The sequence below is a fragment of the Leeuwenhoekiella sp. A2 genome (assembly GCF_047946655.1).
GTDB lineage: Bacteria > Bacteroidota > Bacteroidia > Flavobacteriales > Flavobacteriaceae > Leeuwenhoekiella.
This window is the reverse complement of record NZ_CP172311.1, coordinates 3,818,555-3,838,149: the sequence shown is the minus strand read 5'-3', so window position 1 is coordinate 3,838,149 and position 19,595 is coordinate 3,818,555. Positions and strand designations below refer to the sequence as shown.

Annotated in this window: 18 protein-coding genes; 10 read left to right on the top strand and 8 right to left on the bottom strand. The window is 37.8% G+C overall.

Annotated features, from left to right (window positions below):
- Window positions 1-12: 12 nt before the first annotated feature.
- Entirely contained in the window at window positions 13-1,356 is a 1,344-nt protein-coding gene (gene purB / locus ACH3PA_RS16900; RefSeq protein WP_416442253.1) for an adenylosuccinate lyase, read from the bottom strand.
- Between the two features lie 144 nt (window positions 1,357-1,500).
- On the opposite strand from purB, the gene ACH3PA_RS16895 reads away from it, so the two are divergent.
- Entirely contained in the window at window positions 1,501-1,974 is a 474-nt protein-coding gene (locus tag ACH3PA_RS16895) for a heme-binding domain-containing protein (RefSeq protein ID WP_416442252.1), read from the top strand.
- On the opposite strand, the gene ACH3PA_RS16890 is transcribed toward ACH3PA_RS16895, so the two are convergent.
- Window positions 1,943-2,623: an SIR2 family NAD-dependent protein deacylase gene (locus ACH3PA_RS16890; RefSeq protein ID WP_416442251.1), complete on the bottom strand. Its 681-nt coding sequence runs from the start codon at window positions 2,621-2,623 to the stop codon at window positions 1,943-1,945. The genes ACH3PA_RS16895 and ACH3PA_RS16890 overlap by 32 nt on opposite strands.
- Window positions 2,624-2,795: 172 nt before the next feature.
- Between ACH3PA_RS16890 and ACH3PA_RS16885 the strand changes: the two genes are divergently transcribed.
- The 4 genes from ACH3PA_RS16885 to ACH3PA_RS16870 all read left to right on the top strand — a co-directional run bounded on the left by ACH3PA_RS16885 (window position 2,796) and on the right by ACH3PA_RS16870 (window position 6,531).
- Window positions 2,796-3,548 carry a ZIP family metal transporter gene (locus ACH3PA_RS16885; protein WP_416442250.1) on the top strand — a complete coding sequence of 251 codons (753 nt, stop codon included), beginning with the start codon at window positions 2,796-2,798 and terminating at the stop codon, window positions 3,546-3,548.
- A 53-nt stretch (window positions 3,549-3,601) separates the two neighbouring features.
- Window positions 3,602-4,633 (top strand): acetamidase/formamidase family protein, encoded by a 1,032-nt coding sequence (locus ACH3PA_RS16880; protein WP_416442249.1) that lies wholly within the window; start codon window positions 3,602-3,604, stop codon window positions 4,631-4,633.
- Between the two features lie 133 nt (window positions 4,634-4,766).
- The gene (locus ACH3PA_RS16875) at window positions 4,767-5,432 is read left to right on the top strand and encodes a TrmH family RNA methyltransferase (protein ID WP_416442248.1); all 666 of its coding nucleotides are present in this window, start codon (window positions 4,767-4,769) and stop codon (window positions 5,430-5,432) included.
- Window positions 5,433-5,751: 319 nt separating this feature from the next.
- On the top strand, window positions 5,752-6,531 hold the full coding sequence (locus ACH3PA_RS16870; RefSeq protein WP_416442247.1) for a hypothetical protein: 780 nt from the start codon (window positions 5,752-5,754) through the stop codon (window positions 6,529-6,531).
- 64 nt (window positions 6,532-6,595) lie between these two features.
- On the opposite strand, the gene pgl is transcribed toward ACH3PA_RS16870, so the two are convergent.
- Together pgl and zwf are read right to left on the bottom strand one after the other, a co-directional pair.
- Window positions 6,596-7,309 (bottom strand): 6-phosphogluconolactonase, encoded by a 714-nt coding sequence (gene pgl, locus ACH3PA_RS16865; protein ID WP_416442246.1) that lies wholly within the window; start codon window positions 7,307-7,309, stop codon window positions 6,596-6,598.
- A gap of 36 nt (window positions 7,310-7,345) precedes the next feature.
- Window positions 7,346-8,890, bottom strand: coding sequence for a glucose-6-phosphate dehydrogenase (gene zwf, locus ACH3PA_RS16860; protein WP_416442245.1), 1,545 nt, complete (start codon window positions 8,888-8,890; stop codon window positions 7,346-7,348).
- 184 nt (window positions 8,891-9,074) lie between these two features.
- Between zwf and gndA the strand changes: the two genes are divergently transcribed.
- On the top strand, window positions 9,075-10,487 hold the full coding sequence (gene gndA, locus ACH3PA_RS16855; protein ID WP_416442244.1) for an NADP-dependent phosphogluconate dehydrogenase: 1,413 nt from the start codon (window positions 9,075-9,077) through the stop codon (window positions 10,485-10,487).
- 265 nt (window positions 10,488-10,752) lie between these two features.
- Here the strand turns inward: gndA and ACH3PA_RS16850 are convergent, their stop codons facing one another.
- From ACH3PA_RS16850 to rlmH, 4 genes are all read right to left on the bottom strand, one after another.
- A complete protein-coding gene (locus tag ACH3PA_RS16850) occupies window positions 10,753-11,523 on the bottom strand; it encodes a carboxypeptidase-like regulatory domain-containing protein (RefSeq protein WP_416442243.1) in 771 nt (256 codons plus the stop codon).
- A gap of 72 nt (window positions 11,524-11,595) precedes the next feature.
- On the bottom strand, window positions 11,596-13,389 hold the full coding sequence (locus ACH3PA_RS16845) for a DEAD/DEAH box helicase (protein ID WP_416446714.1): 1,794 nt from the start codon (window positions 13,387-13,389) through the stop codon (window positions 11,596-11,598).
- 185 nt (window positions 13,390-13,574) lie between these two features.
- Entirely contained in the window at window positions 13,575-14,147 is a 573-nt protein-coding gene (locus ACH3PA_RS16840; protein ID WP_416442242.1) for a non-canonical purine NTP diphosphatase, read from the bottom strand.
- Window positions 14,148-14,161: 14 nt separating this feature from the next.
- A complete protein-coding gene (rlmH, locus tag ACH3PA_RS16835; protein WP_416442241.1) occupies window positions 14,162-14,635 on the bottom strand; it encodes a 23S rRNA (pseudouridine(1915)-N(3))-methyltransferase RlmH in 474 nt (157 codons plus the stop codon).
- A 104-nt stretch (window positions 14,636-14,739) separates the two neighbouring features.
- Here rlmH and nadC point away from each other — a divergent pair, with 104 nt between their 5' ends.
- The 4 genes from nadC to priA all read left to right on the top strand — a co-directional run bounded on the left by nadC (window position 14,740) and on the right by priA (window position 19,540).
- Entirely contained in the window at window positions 14,740-15,597 is an 858-nt protein-coding gene (nadC, locus tag ACH3PA_RS16830) for a carboxylating nicotinate-nucleotide diphosphorylase (protein ID WP_416442240.1), read from the top strand.
- Window positions 15,598-16,524 (top strand): YihY/virulence factor BrkB family protein, encoded by a 927-nt coding sequence (locus tag ACH3PA_RS16825; RefSeq protein WP_416442239.1) that lies wholly within the window; start codon window positions 15,598-15,600, stop codon window positions 16,522-16,524.
- 20 nt (window positions 16,525-16,544) lie between these two features.
- A complete protein-coding gene (locus tag ACH3PA_RS16820; RefSeq protein ID WP_416442238.1) occupies window positions 16,545-16,973 on the top strand; it encodes a DUF2147 domain-containing protein in 429 nt (142 codons plus the stop codon).
- An 86-nt stretch (window positions 16,974-17,059) separates the two neighbouring features.
- Window positions 17,060-19,540: a replication restart helicase PriA gene (gene priA, locus ACH3PA_RS16815; RefSeq protein ID WP_416442237.1), complete on the top strand. Its 2,481-nt coding sequence runs from the start codon at window positions 17,060-17,062 to the stop codon at window positions 19,538-19,540.
- Window positions 19,541-19,595 lie beyond the last annotated feature (55 nt).

The following is a 19,595-nucleotide window of genomic DNA, read 5'->3' as shown; positions in this document are numbered from 1 at the left end:
ACCCTTCATAGTTTAGATACCAGTATAATTAGAAGGGCTGATTGCTTTTAATTCACTTTTTATAGAATCGTCTATTTCAAGCGTGTCTATAAAATTAGCTATAGAATCTGCTGTAATAGTTTCATTTGTGCGAGTGAGTCCTTTTAATGCCTCATATGGATTAGGATAACCTTCTCTTCTCAATATTGTTTGTATCGCTTCAGCAACGACAGCCCAGTTATTTTCAAGATCAGCGTTAAATTTACTTTCGTTTAAAACTAATTTATTCAATCCCTTAATTGTGCTTGCAAGACCTATTAATGTATGGCCTAATGGTACACCAATGTTTCGCAGAACTGTACTATCTGTAAGATCGCGTTGTAATCTTGATATAGGTAATTTAGCGGCAAGATGCTCAAAAATCGCATTAGCGATGCCTAAATTCCCCTCGCTGTTCTCAAAATCGATCGGATTAACTTTGTGTGGCATTGCAGAAGAGCCTACTTCACCTGCTTTTATTTTTTGTTTAAAATAATCCATTGAGACATACGTCCAAATATCTCTGTCCAGATCTATTAAAATTGTATTGATACGTTTAAGGTTATCAAAAAGAGCGGCCATGTGATCATAATGCTCTATCTGTGTTGTAGGGAATGAATGGTGCAGCTTTAAAGTACCGTGAACGAAACCAGAACCAAATTTCTTCCAATCTATCTCAGGATAGGCTACCTGATGTGCATTATAGTTTCCGGTTGCGCCACCAAATTTTGCAGCACTGGGTACAGTTTCAAGTAATTTAATTTGTTCTTCAAGTCTTACCACAAACACCTCGATCTCTTTGCCTAAGCGGGTAGGAGAAGCTGGTTGACCATGGGTGCGAGCAAGCATAGGCACTTGTGACCACTCGTCTGCCAGTTGCTTTAGATGATCTACAACCTCAAGTAGTTGAGGTAAATAGACATGATTCATTGCATCTTTTAAACTTAACGGGATAGCGGTGTTGTTGATATCCTGTGAAGTAAGCCCAAAATGGATGAACTCTTTAAATGGTGCTAAACTCATTTTATCAAACTTTTCTTTGATAAAATACTCAACAGCTTTTACATCGTGATTTGTAATGCGCTCAATATCTTTAATAGCCTGTGCATCCTCCAGAGAAAAATCGTCATATATCGCCCTTAATTCAGAAAAAACTGCTCGATCTACATTCTTTAGTTGAGGTAGTGGTATTTCGCAAAGAGCGATAAAATATTCTATCTCTACCTTAACACGGTATTTAATAAGTGCTTTTTCAGAAAAAAAATTAGCAAGAGACTCAGTCTTCTTGTGATACCTACCATCAATGGGTGAAACAGCCTCTAAAGGGGATAATGACATGATTTAATTTTAGATAAAACGCAAAGATACACAGCTACTACATACTAACAAACGTAAGATGATAATATATCAATAAGAACTACAAATCCTGAAAACCGGCACATGAAAAAAAAATCAGTACTTTCATAATTTTAAAACCTCCTTATGATCTGGGTAAAACGTTTTTTTATACTCGCACTTATAGCATTAGTAGTAATTCAATTTATAAGACCTGATAAAAATGAAGGCGATTATGCAAGTCTTGACAGCTTTATTGCGGAAACCAAACCCTCTCAGGAAGTACAGGGAATTTTAAAAACAGCTTGTTACGATTGTCATAGCAACCAGACTAAATATCCCTGGTATGCAGAAGTTGCACCTGTTTCTCTATGGCTTGACCAGCATATTGAAGACGGTAAGAGACATCTTAATTTTGCCGACTGGGATAAATATTCTGCTAAGCGAAAAGATCACAAGCTAGATGAAGTTATAGATGAAGTTAGTGAAGGCGATATGCCGCTCGCTTCATACACCTTAATACATCACGATGCAGATCTTACAGATCAACAGGTCGATATGCTTTTGAATTGGGCTAAAGTTGCAAGACTTAATTATTCATCAGTTTTGCAACCACAGTAGGAACCCCGGTAGATGCCTTTTCTGATAAAACAGTGAGATTGCGCCCAGATGATATGCTGGGCTTAGGATCTATAAAATAGATTTGAGCGTCATCTTTTGCATAGTCTATTAACCCTGCAGCAGGATAAACCTGCATACTTGTTCCTATTATCAACACAAAATCGGCCTGAGAGGTATAAAAAGCGGCTTTTTCTAATAAAGGAACGGCTTCGCCAAACCAAACTATGTGTGGTCGTATCTGGCTATTATATTTGCATTGATCTCCTATACAAATATCATCTTGCCAATCCATCACCAGATTTTCATCTGTACTGCTACGTGCTTTTAATAGTTCGCCATGTAAATGAATCACATTTGAGCTTCCCGCTCGCTCATGCAGATCATCAACGTTTTGAGTTATAATGGCTACTTCATATTGATTTTCAAGCTCTACAAGTGCTTTATGTGCATTATTAGGTTGCACAGTTTTTAACTGTCTTCTTCGCTTATTATAAAAGTCTAAAACCAACTCCTGATTAGCATACCAACCCTCAACGCTGGCAACTGCCATCACATCATGGCCTTCCCAAAGACCGTTATCATCTCTAAAAGTCTTTAAACCACTTTCTGCACTAATCCCCGCACCGGTAAGTACTACAATTTTTTTCATAGAGTAATTTTTATCTAAAAATACAAAATTGAAAAAGCATTAATCTTTAAAAATAATTCAAGGCTGTTAAACAAAACATAAGCCGAGCTAATTTGTTCCTGAAATGAAATCTTGCTATTAAATTTATATTTCGTGCACTATTTATTATCGCATTTCTTTAATTGAATAATCTATGGCAGAATGGTTAAAAGCCGGTCTTTGGGGTCTATTATCGGGAGGAGCTTTAGTTTTAGGTTCATTGTTGGGTTACTATTTTAAATTTTCTCAGCGGTTTATCGCAATGATAATGGCCTTTGGTGCCGGGGTTTTAATTTCAGCATTGTCTTTTGAACTTGTAGATGAGGCTTACTCTCAAAGTGGTGTATTATCAACATCAATAGGTTTTATTGTGGGTGCGGGAATTTATTCTATAGCTAATTATTTTTTAGAAAGACAAGGTGCCAAACACAGAAAACGATCACAGGATCAACAACCATCTGAAGGTGAAGACAGCGGCAGTGGTTTGGCAATAGCCTTAGGAGCATTACTAGACGGTATTCCTGAATCTATAGCAATTGGCATAAGTATGTTAGAAGGAGGTGCAGTAAGTGCTGCAACAGTTATAGCCATTTTTATTTCAAATATTCCTGAAGGTTTATCAAGTTCTGCCGGAATGAAAAATTCGGGTAGATCAAAACTTTTTATTTTTGGAATCTGGATTGCCATTGCTGTTATAAGCGGTATAGCTTCAGTGACAGGTTATACCGTATTTAGTCAATTATCCCCTTACATTATTGGTGCTACGTTAGCGATTGCTGCAGGGGCGATTTTAAATATGCTGGCTGCAACAATGATTCCCGAGGCTTTTGAAAAAGGGCACAGCATTGTGGGCATTATAACCGTGCTTGGTTTTTTGACCTCATTTTTACTTTCGCATTTAGCTTAAAATAGCTTATTTTCATTTCGTTATCTAAACCATCTCATCTAAAACCTGTATTTATGACCCTTTCTAACTCATTAAAGCTGGGAGTATTCTTGTTATTTCTTGCAAACCATCTTCATGCTCAGGAAAAAGGAACTGAGGCAAATCCATACACACTTAATCCTTCGCCTGCCACAGTTGCCTGGGGTCATTATTGGTCTGAAAGTGAACCGGCATTAACAATTAAAACCGGAGATTATGTAAAAGTACACACGCTAATCACTTCTAATCCTGAAAGACTGGAAGGCGCCGGAGTCGCGCCTCAGGATGTAGAACAGGAACTAAGAGATGTACAAAGTCTAAAAGATCGTGGACCAGGAGGACATATTTTAACAGGACCCATTTATATTGAAAATGCAGAACCGGGTGATGTACTAGAAGTAAAAGTACTTTCTATAGATCTGGCTATTCCATACGGTTATAATGCGATAGGGCAGAGCGGTTTTTTATCTGATGAGATCTTTGAACGAAAAATGAGAATCATACCTTTAGATAAAGAAAAAATGATTGGCCATTTTTCTGACAGTATAGATATACCTTTACATCCTTTTTTTGGTAGCATGGGCGTAGCACCACCGGCAGAAGCAGGCCGTTGGAATAGTGCACCGCCATGGGTACATGCAGGTAATTTAGATAATAAAGAACTTACGGCAGGTTCTAGCCTTTTTATCCCGGTTTTTGCAAAGGGCGCGCTCTTTGAGATTGGCGATGGTCACGCCGCTCAGGGAAATGGTGAAGTAGATATTACAGCTATAGAAACTTCGCTTAAGGGCACATTGCAGTTCATTTTACATAAGAACAAAGAACTATCATGGCCCCGTGCCGAAACGGCTACTCATATCATAACGATGGGAGCAGACCGCGATCTTAACAAAGCAACGCATATTGCGGTACGCCAAATGATAGAATACCTCATGAAAGAAAAAGGCATGGGCAAAGCAGATGCTTATATGTTGTGCAGTGTTGCTGTAGATGTAAACATAACGCAGCTTGTAGATGGCAATGTAGGCGTACATGCTATGTTGCCTAAGGAGGTATTTATTAAGTAGTTTATTATCTATTTATTTATAAGGATAGATTCGATTTTTACCCCTTTTCACCTGATTTTTACTGAAATTTAAAAGGTTTTTAAACGAAAGAAACAAAAAGGAGAATATTAAATTTGTGTCTTAAATAAAAGGCATGAACAAAGAATTACTTCAATACCTGGAATCTTTTCTTACGCAAAAACGAGTTGATCTTTTTAAACAGGTTGCCTCACAACGCACAAATCATTTTACAGTAGTAAATGAAGATGTACGGCACCTTCATAATACAAGTGCTGTGATACGTAGCTGTGATGCTTTTGGGGTGCAGAATGTGCATGTTATAGAAGAGAAAATTGGCAGAAGAATAGACAAAGAAATTGCGATGGGAGCCCAGAAATGGACAACCGTTAATCGCTACAACAACGTTCATGAAACAATTGAAAATCTAAAAAAAGATGGCTACCGCATCGTGGCTACAACTCCACACCATCAGGCTCATACGTTACAGGATTTTAATATAAATACACCTGCAGCTTTATTCTTTGGTCGCGAGGCCGAAGGATTAAGCGACGCCGTTATTAATGAGGCTGACGATTATATATATATCCCAACAAGCGGTTTCACACATAGCCTGAATATTTCTGTGTCTGCAGCTATAATCTTACAAAACCTTATGCAACGCTTGCAAAATTCTAGTGTTAACTGGCAGCTTAGCCCTAAGGAGCAGATAGAACTGCGGTTACAATGGGCAAAACGACATATGAAGAATTATGACGAACTAGTAGAACGGTTTATGAAAGTAAACAAGTTATACCTTTAATAGCAAGCCTTATACAACCAGCGTCGTATGTACCCAGTGCAGAAGGTGTCTTGCTCTATTTTCTTCAGATGATGTTAATGTTCCATTACAAAAAGTAGATGAGGATGGAGGGAAAGTATTTCAGGAAAAACCCAGATTTCTGAAGTATATGGCTATATGGCTGTCTTTCTTGATACAGAAGGTAATAGAATTGCGCTTCATAGTATTTCGTAGAAACGAAATCACTTCATTTAGAATCTTTTCTATTTCAAAAACCTCCTTTTTAGCATTAAAAATCGGTAATTTAAGGGTCATTTTTAATCAATAAACCCAACTTATCATGTATTACCACCACACTATTCAAAAATCTATTGTAAAAGTCTTTTTTTCAGGAATTTTGTTTGTCGGGATTGCACAATTAACTTCCGCACAAACAACAGACAGTCTTGAAGTACCAGACTGGGCTTTACCGGGATCAGCGACGCATGAGCAAGTGCCGCCACCGGCAGATTTTCATCGGGAAACGCGTACCGAAAATAAATCAATTGGTGTTTTTGATGGTCAAAGTGATGTAGGTGGAGCGCTGGCAGAGGGCTCGGCTACTTATGATAAATCTAAAAATGAATACACGGTTAATTCTGCAGGTTATAATATTTGGTATAACCGCGATGAATTTCGCTATTTATGGAAAAAAATGTCTGGAGATGTTTCGCTTGCAGCAGACGTGAAGTTTCCAGATTCTACAGGTTATGGTGATAGAAAAGTTGTATTGATAATACGGCAGGGACTTGAAGATGATGCTAAAGAAATAATGGTTGCTTTGCACGGTGCAGGATTGATGCACATGGCCTGGAGACCAGAGCAAAATGCAAATTTGCAGGAAATGCGTATAGAACAAAAAGGAGCAATGCGATTAGGTATCGAGAAAGATGGCGATGCATTTACAGCTTTTATAAGCATGAATGGCGAGCCCTTATTTCAAGTAGGTGATCCTGTAGAATTAAAATTTGATAAACCTTTTTACGTAGGTATAGGCTTTACTTCCCATTTACCTGCAGATGTAGATACGGGTATTTTTAGTGATGTTTTTTTAAAAAATACGGCAGGGGCGGTAAAATAATTTAAGGTGTAAAATAAAAAGAGGGACAATTCTGTCCCTCTTTTTATTTACAATTCTATGAAGATTACTCAATTTTATCAGCTGCGTCTTTGTCTAGAAACCAAACCAAGTTACCTGATTTTGGTTTAACCAAATTGGCCGGATATGCTTTAGCGCTTTCTTGCTCATCAATGATCTCATGTACTTTATCTGCCTTGCCTGCTCCTGTAACCAGAAAAGCTACCTCTTTAGCATTGTTGATGACTTTACCTGTGAGAGAAACCCTTTTTTGCCCTGAATCAGGATGCACAGCGACCGTACAATTGGCTGCCAGATCCCACAACTCTATATTATAAGGAAAGATAGATGCGGTATGCCCATCATCACCCATTCCTAAAATAACTAAGTCAAATTGAGGCATACCATCAACCAGAGGAAGTTCTTTTTGCAGCACTTCACTATAACGTTCAGCTTCAGCTTCAGGATCGTTTTCTCCTTTAATTCTACAGATATTTCCTTCCGGAATCTTGATTTTTGAAAGTAAATGCTCAACGGTCATTTTATAATTGCTTTCAGAATCTGAAGGATCTACACAGCGTTCATCACCCCAGTACAAGCATATATTTTCCCAATTTATTTGGGTTGAATAATTTTCAGCAAGATGATCAAAAACAATTTTAGGTGTACTACCACCAGAAAGTGCTATGTGAATTTTCTGGTCACCAGAGGCGATTTTTGATACATACCCAGAGAATTCTTCTGCTACAGTTTGCTTAGTATCATATATTTTTAGTTCCATTCTTAAAATTTTAGCTATTAAAAAATCAGATTAGGTTTACTTGATAATGCAGAAACCACTATCATCTGTAAGATGTTCACCGGGATTTCTCCACCCGTAATCATCTTCTATAAGATCATCAGAATTTTTAGGTCCCCAGGTTCCTACAGAATAACCGTAGGTATTTACGTTTGAGTCTTTCTTCCAGTAATCAAGAATAGGATCTACAAAAGACCAGGCGGCCTCAACTTCATCTGCACGCGCATAAAGAGTAGCATCACCCTGCATCGCATCTAGTAAAAGACGTTCATAAGCATCCATCACATTTGTATCTGCCAGACTTGAATAGTAAAAATCAAGGTTAGCACGCTCTACGTGGAAGCCTTGTCCCGGTACTTTTACACCAAATTTTAAGAGTATTCCTTCATCAGGTTGAATACGTATGATAAGCTTGTTATCTTTCTGGTCAATATCCTGATTTTTAAATAACTGGTGGTGCGGTGTCTTGAAGTGAATTACAACCTCAGTCACCTTTGTAGGCATACGCTTTGCTGTACGCACGTAAAACGGAACATCTTTCCAGCGCCAGTTATCTACAAAGAACTTAATAGCCGCATAGGTTTCGGTCTTTGAGTTAGGATCTACGCCTTCTTCTTCACGATAACCGGGAACTTTTTTTCCGTCAATAGTGCAACCCATATATTGCCCTTTTATCGTGTTCTCAAAAAGGGTTTTTTCATCGGTCATTATGCGTAATGACTTTAAAGCCTTAACCTTTTCATTTCTAATTTCTTCAGCGTTAGAATTGATAGGTGGTTCCATCACGATTAGAGAGACGATCTGCAATAAGTGGCTTTGAAACATATCACGCAGCGCGCCCGATTTATCATAATAACCACCTCGTTTTTCTACACCCACAGTTTCAGCGTTTGTGATCTCAACGTGGTGTATATAATTTCTGTTCCAGAGCGGTTCAAATATTGAATTTGCAAAACGCGTTACAAGTAGATTTTGAACAGTTTCTTTACCTAAATAATGATCTATTCTGTAGATCTGAAATTCTTTAAAGTAATTCTGAAGACCTTTGTTAAGTTCTTTTGCTGTTTCCAGACTGTAACCAAATGGTTTCTCTACGATAATACGTTTCCAGCCTTTTTTCTCTTCGGTAAGGCCTGCGTTGCACAGGTTTTTAGCTATTGTCTCATACAAACTTGGCGGTGTAGATAAATAGAAAATGTAATTATCGCTGGTGCCATATTTCGCATTTAGCTCTTTAATTCTCTTGCTTAGAGCCGTGTAATCTGTATCATAATCGTTACCCAGATCCTCGTAGAATAACTTGTCTGAAAATGCAGTTATGTAATCTTCTTCTTCTTTATTGATGCGATCTTTTAAATAAGCACTTTCCTGAACGACTTTCTTGCGAAAATCTTCATCAGTAATATTGCTTCGGCTGGCTCCCAGAACAACAAAGTTTTCTGGCAGATATTTACCTTTATATAGATTATAGATCGCAGGTATAAGTTTTCTTGCAGTTAGATCACCAGATGCACCAAATATGATTAGCATTTGGTTAGCCGTCTTGTTTAATGGTTTAGACATATATTATAAAATTGTTATGCCCCATTTTTAGTCATATCTGTGACTAGTTTATTGTAAAAAGGGGGTTAAATGTCGATGTTATCGATTAATTTTGGTTCACAAAGTAAAAATAAGGCATATTTATGTCAAACAGGGCGTTTCCTTAAAGAATGCCTTTCATTTTTAAAAAAGAACACAACTAGATATGGAGTATAAAGATTACGATTTTGGACTTGTAGGCCTTGGTGTAATGGGGCGCAATTTTATTTTAAATGTGGCTGATAATGGTTTTAAAGCCTTTGGGTACGATCTTGACCCAGAAAAAGTAGACGCATTAAAAACCGAAGGGGATAATCTTGAGCAGGTAAACGCTTCTACAGATATTACAACTTTTATAGAATCTCTTGCCACTCCGCGTAAGATCATGCTACTCGTACCAGCCGGTAAAATTGTAGATGCTGTTATAGAAAACCTGCTTCCACATCTGGATAAAGACGATATTATTATAGATGGTGGTAACTCATTTTTTACAGATACAGATCGTAGAGAAGCCTATTTAAAAGAGAAAGGAATTCACTTTTTTGGATCTGGAGTTTCAGGTGGGGCAGAAGGCGCACGCAGAGGACCTAGTATTATGCCTGGCGGAAGCAAAGAAGCTTACCAGCATGTAAAACCTATTTTTGAAGCAGTTGCTGCTAAATATAATGGTGAGCCATGTGTTGCCTATTTAGGCCCAAAATCTGCCGGAAACTATGTAAAAATGGTTCACAACGGTATAGAATATGGCTTAATGCAATTAACATCAGAGATTTATGACTTACTGAGAAAGTCATGCGGACTTACAAATGATGAGTTGCATGACGTTTACACGAAATGGAACAATGGTCGTTTACAATCATTTTTAGTCGAAATTACTGCAGCCATATTTAAACAGGAAGATGACCTTGGTGACGGTCGCCTGGTAGATAAAATACTTGATAAAGCTAAGCAAAAAGGTACCGGTAAATGGACTTCACAAAATGCAATGGATCTTGGTATTCCTGTTCCTACAATTGATATGGCGGTAAGCATGCGTGAGATTTCGGCATTAAAAGATGAGCGTGTACAGGCAGATGAATTGTATGACCGCCCAGAGCCGGGAGCAATAGATAAAGCCAAGCTTATTAATATGGCAGAAGAATCGCTTTATTTTGCATTTATAGTTGCTTACGCACAAGGTTTACATCAACTTGCAGATGCTTCTAAAGAATATAAATATGAGCTCGATATGGCTGTGATAGCTAAAATATGGAGAGCCGGATGTATTATACGTGCAGGCTTACTTGCAGATATTACAGAAGCTTACAATGCAGATAAAGATCTGGCAAACCTTTTACTTTCACCTTCCTTTGTGCCTAAGGTACAAGGTACATTAAATTCTGTACGGGAAGTTGTGGCTTACGCTGCTAAAAGCGGAATACCAGTACCCGGTTTATCAAGTGCTTTAAATTATTTTGATGCATACACAGCGAGTAATTTACCGCTTAATTTAATTCAGGCACAACGGGATAACTTTGGTTCTCATACGTATGAGCGTATTGATAGAGAAGGTATCTTCCATACAGAATGGGGATCATAAATAAAGATTTCTAAAAACAGCAAAAAATCCATCAGGTGAATACTTGATGGATTTTTTTATAGAATAATCCAGCTTTCGCGAAATAGAACATAACAGTTTGACTCGAGAATTTCGGTTTTAGATCTAAAAATCGGTTAAAATTGATTGAAAATCGGCAGGAAACGAGGGTTTTTCGCTTTAAGCAAACATAAAAAGGCATAAAAAAACCTCGTGATATCACGAGGTTTTGATTTTTAATTATCTGCTAGATTAAATCTTAGAACGATTAATCTCTGTGTAATACTTTGTACTCTTCGTAGCAACTGCTTACCGCATCTAAGATCTGTAAGTCATTTGCTGTTTTTACAAAACTTTCAGAATAGTCACATCTGCGCAGTATCTCATCAATGTCTTCTTTTGTTATCTGTAAAAGAGCCGTTAAAGTCTCTCTGTCAAATTTATTAACTAGAAGGTTACGTATCTTATCATCTTCTTTAACCTGGCGCAGTTTTCGCATTTGCTGTGGTTTTTTACCAAATACATTATAGAGAAAATCCGCCGGATTGAAAACCGCGCTTAAAACCTTGTTTATGGCGCTTGGCTGGCTCTGTCCTGCTTCGTATCCCGATGGAAGTCCAGAAATGCTATAGCGCACGTTTTTATAAACAGGTACGTTCTTAGCGTCTATCTCAAGATAGCCTGTAAGTTCTACATCTTTTACAACCACTTCTTCCAGAGCGATTCCTACTTCAGTCATTTTAACCTTAACATCGCCAAATTTCTTCCAGTCATTTGTAACGCGTACCTGTAGGGTCTTAAATCCTAAAAAGGAAAAGAATAAGGTATCGTTAACTTTAGCCTGAATGGTAAAATTTCCTTTTTCGTCAGAAATTGCACCTTTTACATTGTTAAGATTGATAATGTTTACATTGTCAAGTACCGCGTCATTTGATGCGTTGACCACCTGGCCACTTATCGTTTCATCATCGTCAATATCTTGAGCGAAGATTAATAAAGGGGTAATTAAAAATATAAAAGCAAATAAAGCCTTTCTCATATTGGCAGCCAATTTAGAAAAAGAGACTGGAAAATCATACCAAAAGTTACATTTAGCAAAAAAATAGTCAAATTAATTTCTTTCGCGGCGGCGACGCTTTCCTGAAAAAGGCGCTTTACCGTCACTTGATTTGTCCTGATCATTTGAGTTGCGTTTACCGCGATGTCCTTTACCACCCTTACCACGATTGTCATCATCTCTGCGACGTCTGCGGTTATTATTGCCACCGTCACGACCGTTATGATCTCTGCGACCGCTGTTGCGACCTCTGCCACCTTTATCTTTTGTGATCTCTACGTGAACAGAGCGATCTCCCAATTTAAAATCTTCAAAAACAGCCATTACAGCATCAAGATGTTCTGTATCTGTATTAAAGAAAGAGAAGCTGTCTTTACAATCTACTCTGTAAATACCATCCTGACCAAGACCTGTTACTTCTTTAAGGAAGTCTTTTAAGGTCATCCAGTCAAAATCATCTTTGCTACCTACATTGATGAAGAAACGTGTAGACTCACCAGATTCTTCTCTTATCTCTGCTTTTGCATTTACATTAAGATCTTTTGTCTTTTTGTAATAATTGAAGAAACGGGTAAACTCTACAGAGAACACTTTTTTGATCAATTCTTCACGGGTTAATCCCTCAAGCACTTCATTTATACTGAATAAATAAGGGTCTATCTCGTGATTGATCTCTGTGTTGTGAATGTCATTTGCAAGATGCATAAGTTGCACTTCACAAATTTCCATTCCGGTAGGAATGTCTTTATGCTCAAACTTTTTGTTGATTATCTTCTCAACTTGCTTGATCTTTCTTAGTTCGCTTTTAGAGACGATCACCATAGAAACACCTGTTTTACCTGCACGACCTGTACGGCCACTACGGTGGGTATAGGTTTCTATTTCGTCAGGTAATTGATAGTTGATAACATGTGTAATATCATCTACATCAATACCACGAGCTGCAACATCTGTTGCGACAAGCATTTGTATCTGGCGATTACGGAAGCTTTTCATTACCAGGTCACGCTGGTTCTGGCTTAGATCACCATGTAGCGCTGCTGCATTATAACCATCTTCTATAAGATTTTCGGCTACTTTTTGTGTATCGCGTTTTGTACGGCAAAACACAACAGAGAATATATCAGGATTTGCATCTGCAAGACGCTTTAATGCCTGGTATCTGTCTCTTGAGTTTACCATGTAGTACTCATGAGATACATTTTCTGCACCCATGTTCTTAGTTCCTACAGTGATTTCCTGAGGAGAGCGCATAAATTGCTTAGCAATTCTGGCAACTTCTTTAGGCATTGTAGCAGAAAATAACCAGGTGTTCTTACCTTTAGGTGTATCTGCTAAAATGGTTGTGATATCTTCATAGAAGCCCATGTTGAGCATCTCATCTGCTTCATCAAGAATACAGTAGTTTATCTCTGAAATATCTACAAGCTTGCGTCGCATCATATCCATCATACGACCTGGTGTAGCAACAATAATTTGTGCTCCACGACTTATAGATCTGGCTTGTTCCTGTATGTTTGCACCACCGTAAACGGCAACTACATTAAGGCCATTTATGTATTTAGAATACGCTTTAATTTCATTAGTGATCTGCAAACATAACTCACGAGTTGGGGAGATTATAAGTCCCTGTGTGGTTCTGCTGTTTGCATTGATCTGTTGAATTAGCGGAAAGCCAAATGCTGCTGTTTTTCCTGTCCCTGTCTGGGCGAGAGCGACAATATCTGTCGACTCATTAAGTAGGACGGGAATGGCTTTCTCCTGCACTTCAGAAGGCTCTGTAAAGCCCATGTCGGCAACTGCCTTCAGGATAGCATCATTTAGTCCTAACGCTTCAAATTTATTCATTGTCATTATATTATATTTACCTACGTTGGTAAAGAGGGCGCAAAGGTAGTGTTAAATAATGGATTGGCTATATGCCTGTCTTATTATTACAAATACCTCTAAAACAGGCTGTTTATATGAAGGAATAAGCAGAAAAATTGGCAGTACAAACCCGATTTTTAGCCTAAAAAGACCGATTTTGTATTTTATTTCTGAAGAAAATTGAGGAGTTTTTGTACTGCTAACCCTCTGTGGCTGATCTTTCCTTTTAATTCAAGAGGCATTTCTGCAAATGTTCTATCATAACTATCTGGTTGAAAAACAGGGTCGTAGCCAAAACCTGCATTTCCTTTTTTATCTTTTATAATTTGCCCTTTACAAATTCCGGTAAAAGTATGTTCTGTGTCATTTATGATTAGAGCTATTACCGTTTTAAATTGTGCAGAACGGTCTTTGCTGTTCTTTAATTTCGCTAAAAGCTTATTTATATTATCTGAAGAACTTTTTTGCTCACCGGCATATCTCGCGCTGTACACTCCGGGTTCACCATTAAGTGCGTTAACTTCAAGGCCTGTGTCATCTGCAAAGCAATCGTAGCCGTATTTATTTTTTACATACCTTGCTTTGATCAAGGCATTGCCTTCAATAGTTTTGGCATCTTCAATAATATCTTCAGTACAGCCAATATCTGTTAAGCTTTTGAGGGTAATATGCGCTGGCATTAAAGCCTGAATTTCCTTTAATTTATTGTTGTTATACGTTGCGAAAACTAATTGCATGAAGTAATTTTTAATTATTGATGGTGATATGGTTCATTGCGTAATATAGTGTAACCTCGGTATAATTGTTCAGTTATAAACAGTCTTATCATCTGGTGAGAAAATGTCATTTTTGAGAGCGATATTTTTCCGGCTGCTTTTGCGTAAACAGCAGGGGAGAAGCCGTAGGGACCGCCTATTACAAGAACGAGGGTTTTTATCCCGCTATTCATTTTCTTTTGAAGATATTCTGAAAAAGCTATGCTGTTAAACTCTTTTCCTTTTTCGTCAAGAAGAATTAATTGATCCTGAGTGCTTATTTTATTCAGGATAAGTTCGCCCTCTTTTTCTTTTTGTTGCTCCTCACATAAGTTTTTCACTTTTTTGAGATCTGGAATAATTTCCATATCAAAATTCACATAAAAACCTAAACGTTTAGTATAGATGGTTATAAGTTCATCGAGGCTGGCATTATCTGTTTTGCCTATACAAAGTAGCTTGATATTCATTTGTCAAAAATACAAATTTCTCACAGTGAATTGCGATTTGCTTTTTTGTGCGCCTGTTGTATATTGCTCTAACGTTTGATTAACTTAGCAAAAAATGTAGGGGTATGATATCAAAATCAAAACTGAATGCTGAAATAGATGGTATAATCGCAAATGCGATACGTGAAGATGTGGGTGATGGTGATCATAGTTCGCTGGCTTGTATACCAGATAATGCAGTAGGGAGAGCCAAGTTACTGGTAAAAGATGATGGTATTATTGCCGGAGTAACCTTTGCATGTCAGGTTTTTAATTATATAGATCCTTCTCTTGATGTTGAAGTATTAATCAAAGATGGAGAAAAGGTAAAATATGGCGATATCGCATTTTATGTTGAAGGTAGTTCACAAAGTATTTTAAAAGCAGAGCGCCTTGTACTGAACGGTATGCAGCGCATGAGCGCCATAGCTACAAAGACAAAACATTTTGCAGACATGTTAGAAGGTACCCGTACCAAAATTCTGGATACCAGAAAAACCACACCTGGCATACGTGCATTAGAAAAATGGGCGGTTAAAATAGGCGGCGGAGAAAACCATAGGTTTGCCTTATATGATATGGTTATGCTTAAAGATAATCACATAGATTTTGCAGGTGGAATCACACAGGCGATAGATAAAACAAAAGCGTATTTAGCCAAAAATAAACTTGACCTTAAGATTATCGTAGAAGCACGTGATCTGGAGGAAATAGAAGAAATCCTGCAGTCTACAGGGGTACATCGCATATTAATAGACAACTTTAATTACGACGATACGCGTAAGGCGGTAGAACTTATAGGGGATAAATGCCAGACCGAATCATCTGGCGGAATCAATGAAGAAACTTTGAGAAAATATGCAGAATGCGGAGTTGATTATATATCAAGCGGAGCTTTAACGCATTCGGTTTACAATATGGATTTAAGCCTTAAAGCGGTTTAAATGAGTGAAGAAGTAGAAAAGGAGCTTAGGCATATACCTGTTATAGGTAAGCTGGTAGCATGGATGAAGAAGATTATCTTACCGGGTTTTGAAGGTTTATCACTATATGATTTCTGGGAGCTGTATTCTATAGGAATTATAAAAGGAACATTCTCTACTCGTGCCAGCGCTATTGCGTTTAGCTTTTTTATGGCTCTGTTTCCTTTTTTTCTGTTTATTCTTAACCTGATTCCTTATGTGCCCATAAATGATTTTCAGGAAGGATTTCTAAATTTTATTCAGAACTTATTACCTGCTCAAACTGCTGATTTCTTTGAGCCGGTTTTACTTGATATTGCTGCCAACCCGCGTGGTGGTTTACTTTCTTTAACGCTTATATTTTCTATTTTTTTAATGGCAAATGGCGTCAATGCTATTTTTACGGGTTTTGAATTTAGCTATCACACGTCTATTAACCGCTCAATTATAAGGCAATATCTGGTAGCACTGGGAGTTTCTCTTATATTGGCATTGTTGTTGCTTTTAACCGTAATAATAGTGCTCTACTATCAATATACAATTAATGAGTTAAAGAGTAGAGGCATTTTAAATGAAGACAATCTGTGGATATCTAAGCTGGGTAGTTTTGTATTCTTTGTTGTTCTTATTTATTGTGTGGTAGGTACTTTGTACTATTTTGGAACAAAAGAAGGGAGGGCATACAGATTTTTCTCTGGTGGTGCGCTTATGACAACCTTGCTGTTTTTGTTGACGACATATTTATTTGGTATCTACATAAATAATTTTTCTAATTATAACCAGTTATACGGCTCCATAGGAGCATTGTTAATTATGATGGTCTATATCTGGTTAAATTCTAATTTACTATTATTGGGATTTGAATTAAACGCTGCTTTATATCAGCTTAAGAATAAAAGAGAACCTTAAATTAATTAAACATTGAATATATGAGAAAAATAACCCTATCCCTGTTTTTACTATGCTTTAGTACAACTGTTTTGCTTGCTCAGGACGTTACCGGAAAGTGGAAGACGATTGATGATAATACCGGCGAGGCAAGATCTATAGTAGACATTTACAAACAAGATGGTAAAGTCTATGGTAAAGTTGTAGAAATACTTAATAAGGAAAAAAAAGATGCACTCTGCACAGATTGCTCTGGTGAAGATGAGGGAAAACCTATACAGGGTTTAGTGATTATAAAAGGACTTGAAAAAGACGGTGACGAGTATACAGATGGTAAAATTCTCGATCCTTCTACAGGTAAATTATACAAATGTTACATTGCTCTTGAAGAACCAAACAAACTTAAGGTTAGAGGCTATGTAGGTTTTTCACTTTTAGGAAGAACACAATACTGGCACAGGGTAGAATAATTAACCCTTCAAAACCTCGTGATAAGTTTGCGTGGTATGAATTACAATAAATAAATATATAAATTTATACAGGGCTGTTTTCAGAAATGGAAACAGCCATTTTTTTATCTTTACGCGGTATGTATTTTGTAGACGTAATACTTCCTATTCCGGTTGAAAATTCTTTTACCTATCGCATCACAGATGCGCAGTATGCCTCTATAAAGCCGGGTATGCGACTTGCGGTACCCTTTGGTAAAACAAAGATCTACACAGCCCTGAGTATAGGTGTGCATCAAAATGAACCCGTAATATACGAGGCTAAAGATATAGAAGAGATTCTTGATGAAGAGCCAGTTGTACATCTTACCCAGCTCAATTTCTGGAAGTGGATGGCAGATTACTACATGTGCACATTAGGAGATGTTCTGCGGGCAGCTTTACCCAGCGCGTTTTTGCTCGAGAGCGAGACTATAGTTAAACGTGCTTCAGGCTTTAAAATAGAAACCTATGATTTAGAAGGAGATGGGCAATTAATTGCAGAGGCTCTTATAGATAAACCTATTCTCAAGATTCATGAGGTGATGGATATACTTGGGAAGAAAAAAGTGCTTCCTGAAATTAAAAAACTTATTGATCTTGGCGTTGTACAGCTGGAGGAAGAGATTTACGAGGCGTATAAGCCAAAGCTTGTAAAATATGTAAAGCTGAGTACAGATTATGAGCAGGAAGAACGCATGCATGCAGCGCTTGATGATCTTGAACGTGCACCAAAACAGCGGGAAGTATTGCTAACATTCTTTTCGCTTAAAGCGAAAAGTAAGAAGCCTATAAAATCTGAAGAGTTACAAAAGGCCGCAAACGCCACAGCAGCTCAGGTAAAAGAATTGGTTAAAAAGGGAATTTTAGAAATTTATAAAATTCAGCGGGATCGTATAAATTTTCATTCAGATAGTATTAATGATACTAAAGAGCTTAATTCTTATCAAATAGAGGCTTTAAAAGAGATAAAACAGGATTTTGAAGACAAGGAGGTGTGCTTACTTCACGGTGTTACTTCTTCAGGAAAAACTGAGATCTATGTAAACCTTATAGAAGAGTACCTGGCGGCAGGAAAGCAAGTTCTTTATCTATTGCCAGAAATTGCATTGACAACACAGCTGGTTGCGCGACTTCAAAAATATTTTGGTGAGAAACTTTCTGTTTATCATTCTAAATATTCTGTTCATGAACAAGTAGAAGTTTGGAATAATGTTCTCAACCAGGCCCCCAAGGCGCAACTGATTTTAGGGGCGCGAAGCTCTATTTTTCTCCCTTATGAAAATCTGGGTCTTGTTATAGTTGATGAAGAACATGAACCCAGCTACAAACAATTTGATCCTGCCCCGCGTTATCATGCCCGTGATGCAGCTATAGTTCTGGCATATTTGCAAAAGGCTAAAGTCTTGATGGGTTCTGCAACACCTGCGCTCGAGAGTTACTATAATGCGCAAGCTGGTAAATATGGATTGGTGACATTAAAGCACAGGCATGGTAACGTATTGATGCCAGAAAATATAATAATTGACATACAGGAAAAGCACAGAAAAAAATTGATGAGCGGTCACTTTAGTGACGATCTGCAGCGGGCAATCACAGATGCATTAGCAGAAGGTGAACAAGTGATCCTTTTTCAAAACAGACGAGGTTACTCCCCAATTCTGGAATGTAAAACCTGTGGTCATTCGCCGCAATGTCCCAACTGTGATGTGAGTTTAACGTATCATAAACATCGTAGTCAGCTGCGTTGTCATTACTGTGGTTACCACATTGCAATGCTTTTAAAATGCATGGCCTGCGGCAGCGAAGAACTGGACACCAAAGGTTTTGGCACAGAACAGGTAGAAACAGAATTAAAAACGCTATTTCCGGATACTAAAGTTGCCAGAATGGATTCTGATACGACGCGAGGCAAGTACGGTTTTGAGAAGATAATTACCGCTTTTGAGCAAGGTGAGACCGATATTTTAGTAGGAACGCAAATGCTTACTAAAGGTCTGGATTTTAGAAACGTTACATTAGTAGGAATTCTACATGCCGATAGTATGCTCAATATTCCCGATTTTAGGGCTCATGAGCGAAGTTTTCAGCTTATACAGCAGGTTTCTGGCAGAGCGGGAAGAACGCAGAAAAGGGGCAAAGTGCTAATACAAACGTATAATCCCTATCATCAGATCTTGCAGCAGGTCTCGCAGAATAATTATGAGGCGATGTACACAGAGCAGCTGGAGGAAAGGCATATTTATAAATATCCGCCATTTTGCAGGCTTATTAAAATAACATTGAAGCATCGGGATTTTCAAAAAATAGAAGAGGCTTCAGTCTGGATGGGTCAGGCGCTTAAAAATATATTCAGCGAGCAGATTCTGGGACCAGAGCCGCCGCCTGTTTCGCGTATACGCAATGAGTATTATCGCAATATTTTAATTAAGATTCCGCGAAAACAAAGTCTAAGTAAAACCAAAAAAGCGATTTTACGTGTAAGAACAAGTTTCTTGAGTATAGGCGCTTTTAGAAGCGTGAAGATTGTTATAAACGTTGATAATTAAAGCAACACCGGATGTAAACTAAAAAATCCCGCTTCTGGCGGGATTTTTAGGTACT

Bases quoted from the DNA above. Each gene is read 5' to 3' on its own strand.
- ACH3PA_RS16885 (WP_416442250.1), top strand. From the start codon at position 2,796: ATGGCAGAATGGTTAAAAGCCGGTCTTTGGGGTCTATTATCGGGAGGA.
- pgl (WP_416442246.1), bottom strand. From the start codon at position 7,309: ATGGAACTAAAAATATATGATACTAAGCAAACTGTAGCAGAAGAATTC.
- ACH3PA_RS16850 (WP_416442243.1), bottom strand. From the start codon at position 11,523: ATGAGAAAGGCTTTATTTGCTTTTATATTTTTAATTACCCCTTTATTA.
- ACH3PA_RS16820 (WP_416442238.1), top strand. From the start codon at position 16,545: ATGAGAAAAATAACCCTATCCCTGTTTTTACTATGCTTTAGTACAACT.
- purB (WP_416442253.1), bottom strand. From the start codon at position 1,356: ATGTCATTATCCCCTTTAGAGGCTGTTTCACCCATTGATGGTAGGTAT.
- ACH3PA_RS16825 (WP_416442239.1), top strand. From the start codon at position 15,598: ATGAGTGAAGAAGTAGAAAAGGAGCTTAGGCATATACCTGTTATAGGT.
- gndA (WP_416442244.1), top strand. From the start codon at position 9,075: ATGGAGTATAAAGATTACGATTTTGGACTTGTAGGCCTTGGTGTAATG.
- nadC (WP_416442240.1), top strand. From the start codon at position 14,740: ATGATATCAAAATCAAAACTGAATGCTGAAATAGATGGTATAATCGCA.
- ACH3PA_RS16845 (WP_416446714.1), bottom strand. From the start codon at position 13,389: ATGAATAAATTTGAAGCGTTAGGACTAAATGATGCTATCCTGAAGGCA.
- rlmH (WP_416442241.1), bottom strand. From the start codon at position 14,635: ATGAATATCAAGCTACTTTGTATAGGCAAAACAGATAATGCCAGCCTC.
- priA (WP_416442237.1), top strand. From the start codon at position 17,060: ATGGAAACAGCCATTTTTTTATCTTTACGCGGTATGTATTTTGTAGAC.
- ACH3PA_RS16895 (WP_416442252.1), top strand. From the start codon at position 1,501: ATGATCTGGGTAAAACGTTTTTTTATACTCGCACTTATAGCATTAGTA.
- ACH3PA_RS16880 (WP_416442249.1), top strand. From the start codon at position 3,602: ATGACCCTTTCTAACTCATTAAAGCTGGGAGTATTCTTGTTATTTCTT.
- ACH3PA_RS16840 (WP_416442242.1), bottom strand. From the start codon at position 14,147: ATGCAATTAGTTTTCGCAACGTATAACAACAATAAATTAAAGGAAATT.
- ACH3PA_RS16890 (WP_416442251.1), bottom strand. From the start codon at position 2,623: ATGAAAAAAATTGTAGTACTTACCGGTGCGGGGATTAGTGCAGAAAGT.
- ACH3PA_RS16875 (WP_416442248.1), top strand. From the start codon at position 4,767: ATGAACAAAGAATTACTTCAATACCTGGAATCTTTTCTTACGCAAAAA.
- ACH3PA_RS16870 (WP_416442247.1), top strand. From the start codon at position 5,752: ATGTATTACCACCACACTATTCAAAAATCTATTGTAAAAGTCTTTTTT.
- zwf (WP_416442245.1), bottom strand. From the start codon at position 8,890: ATGTCTAAACCATTAAACAAGACGGCTAACCAAATGCTAATCATATTT.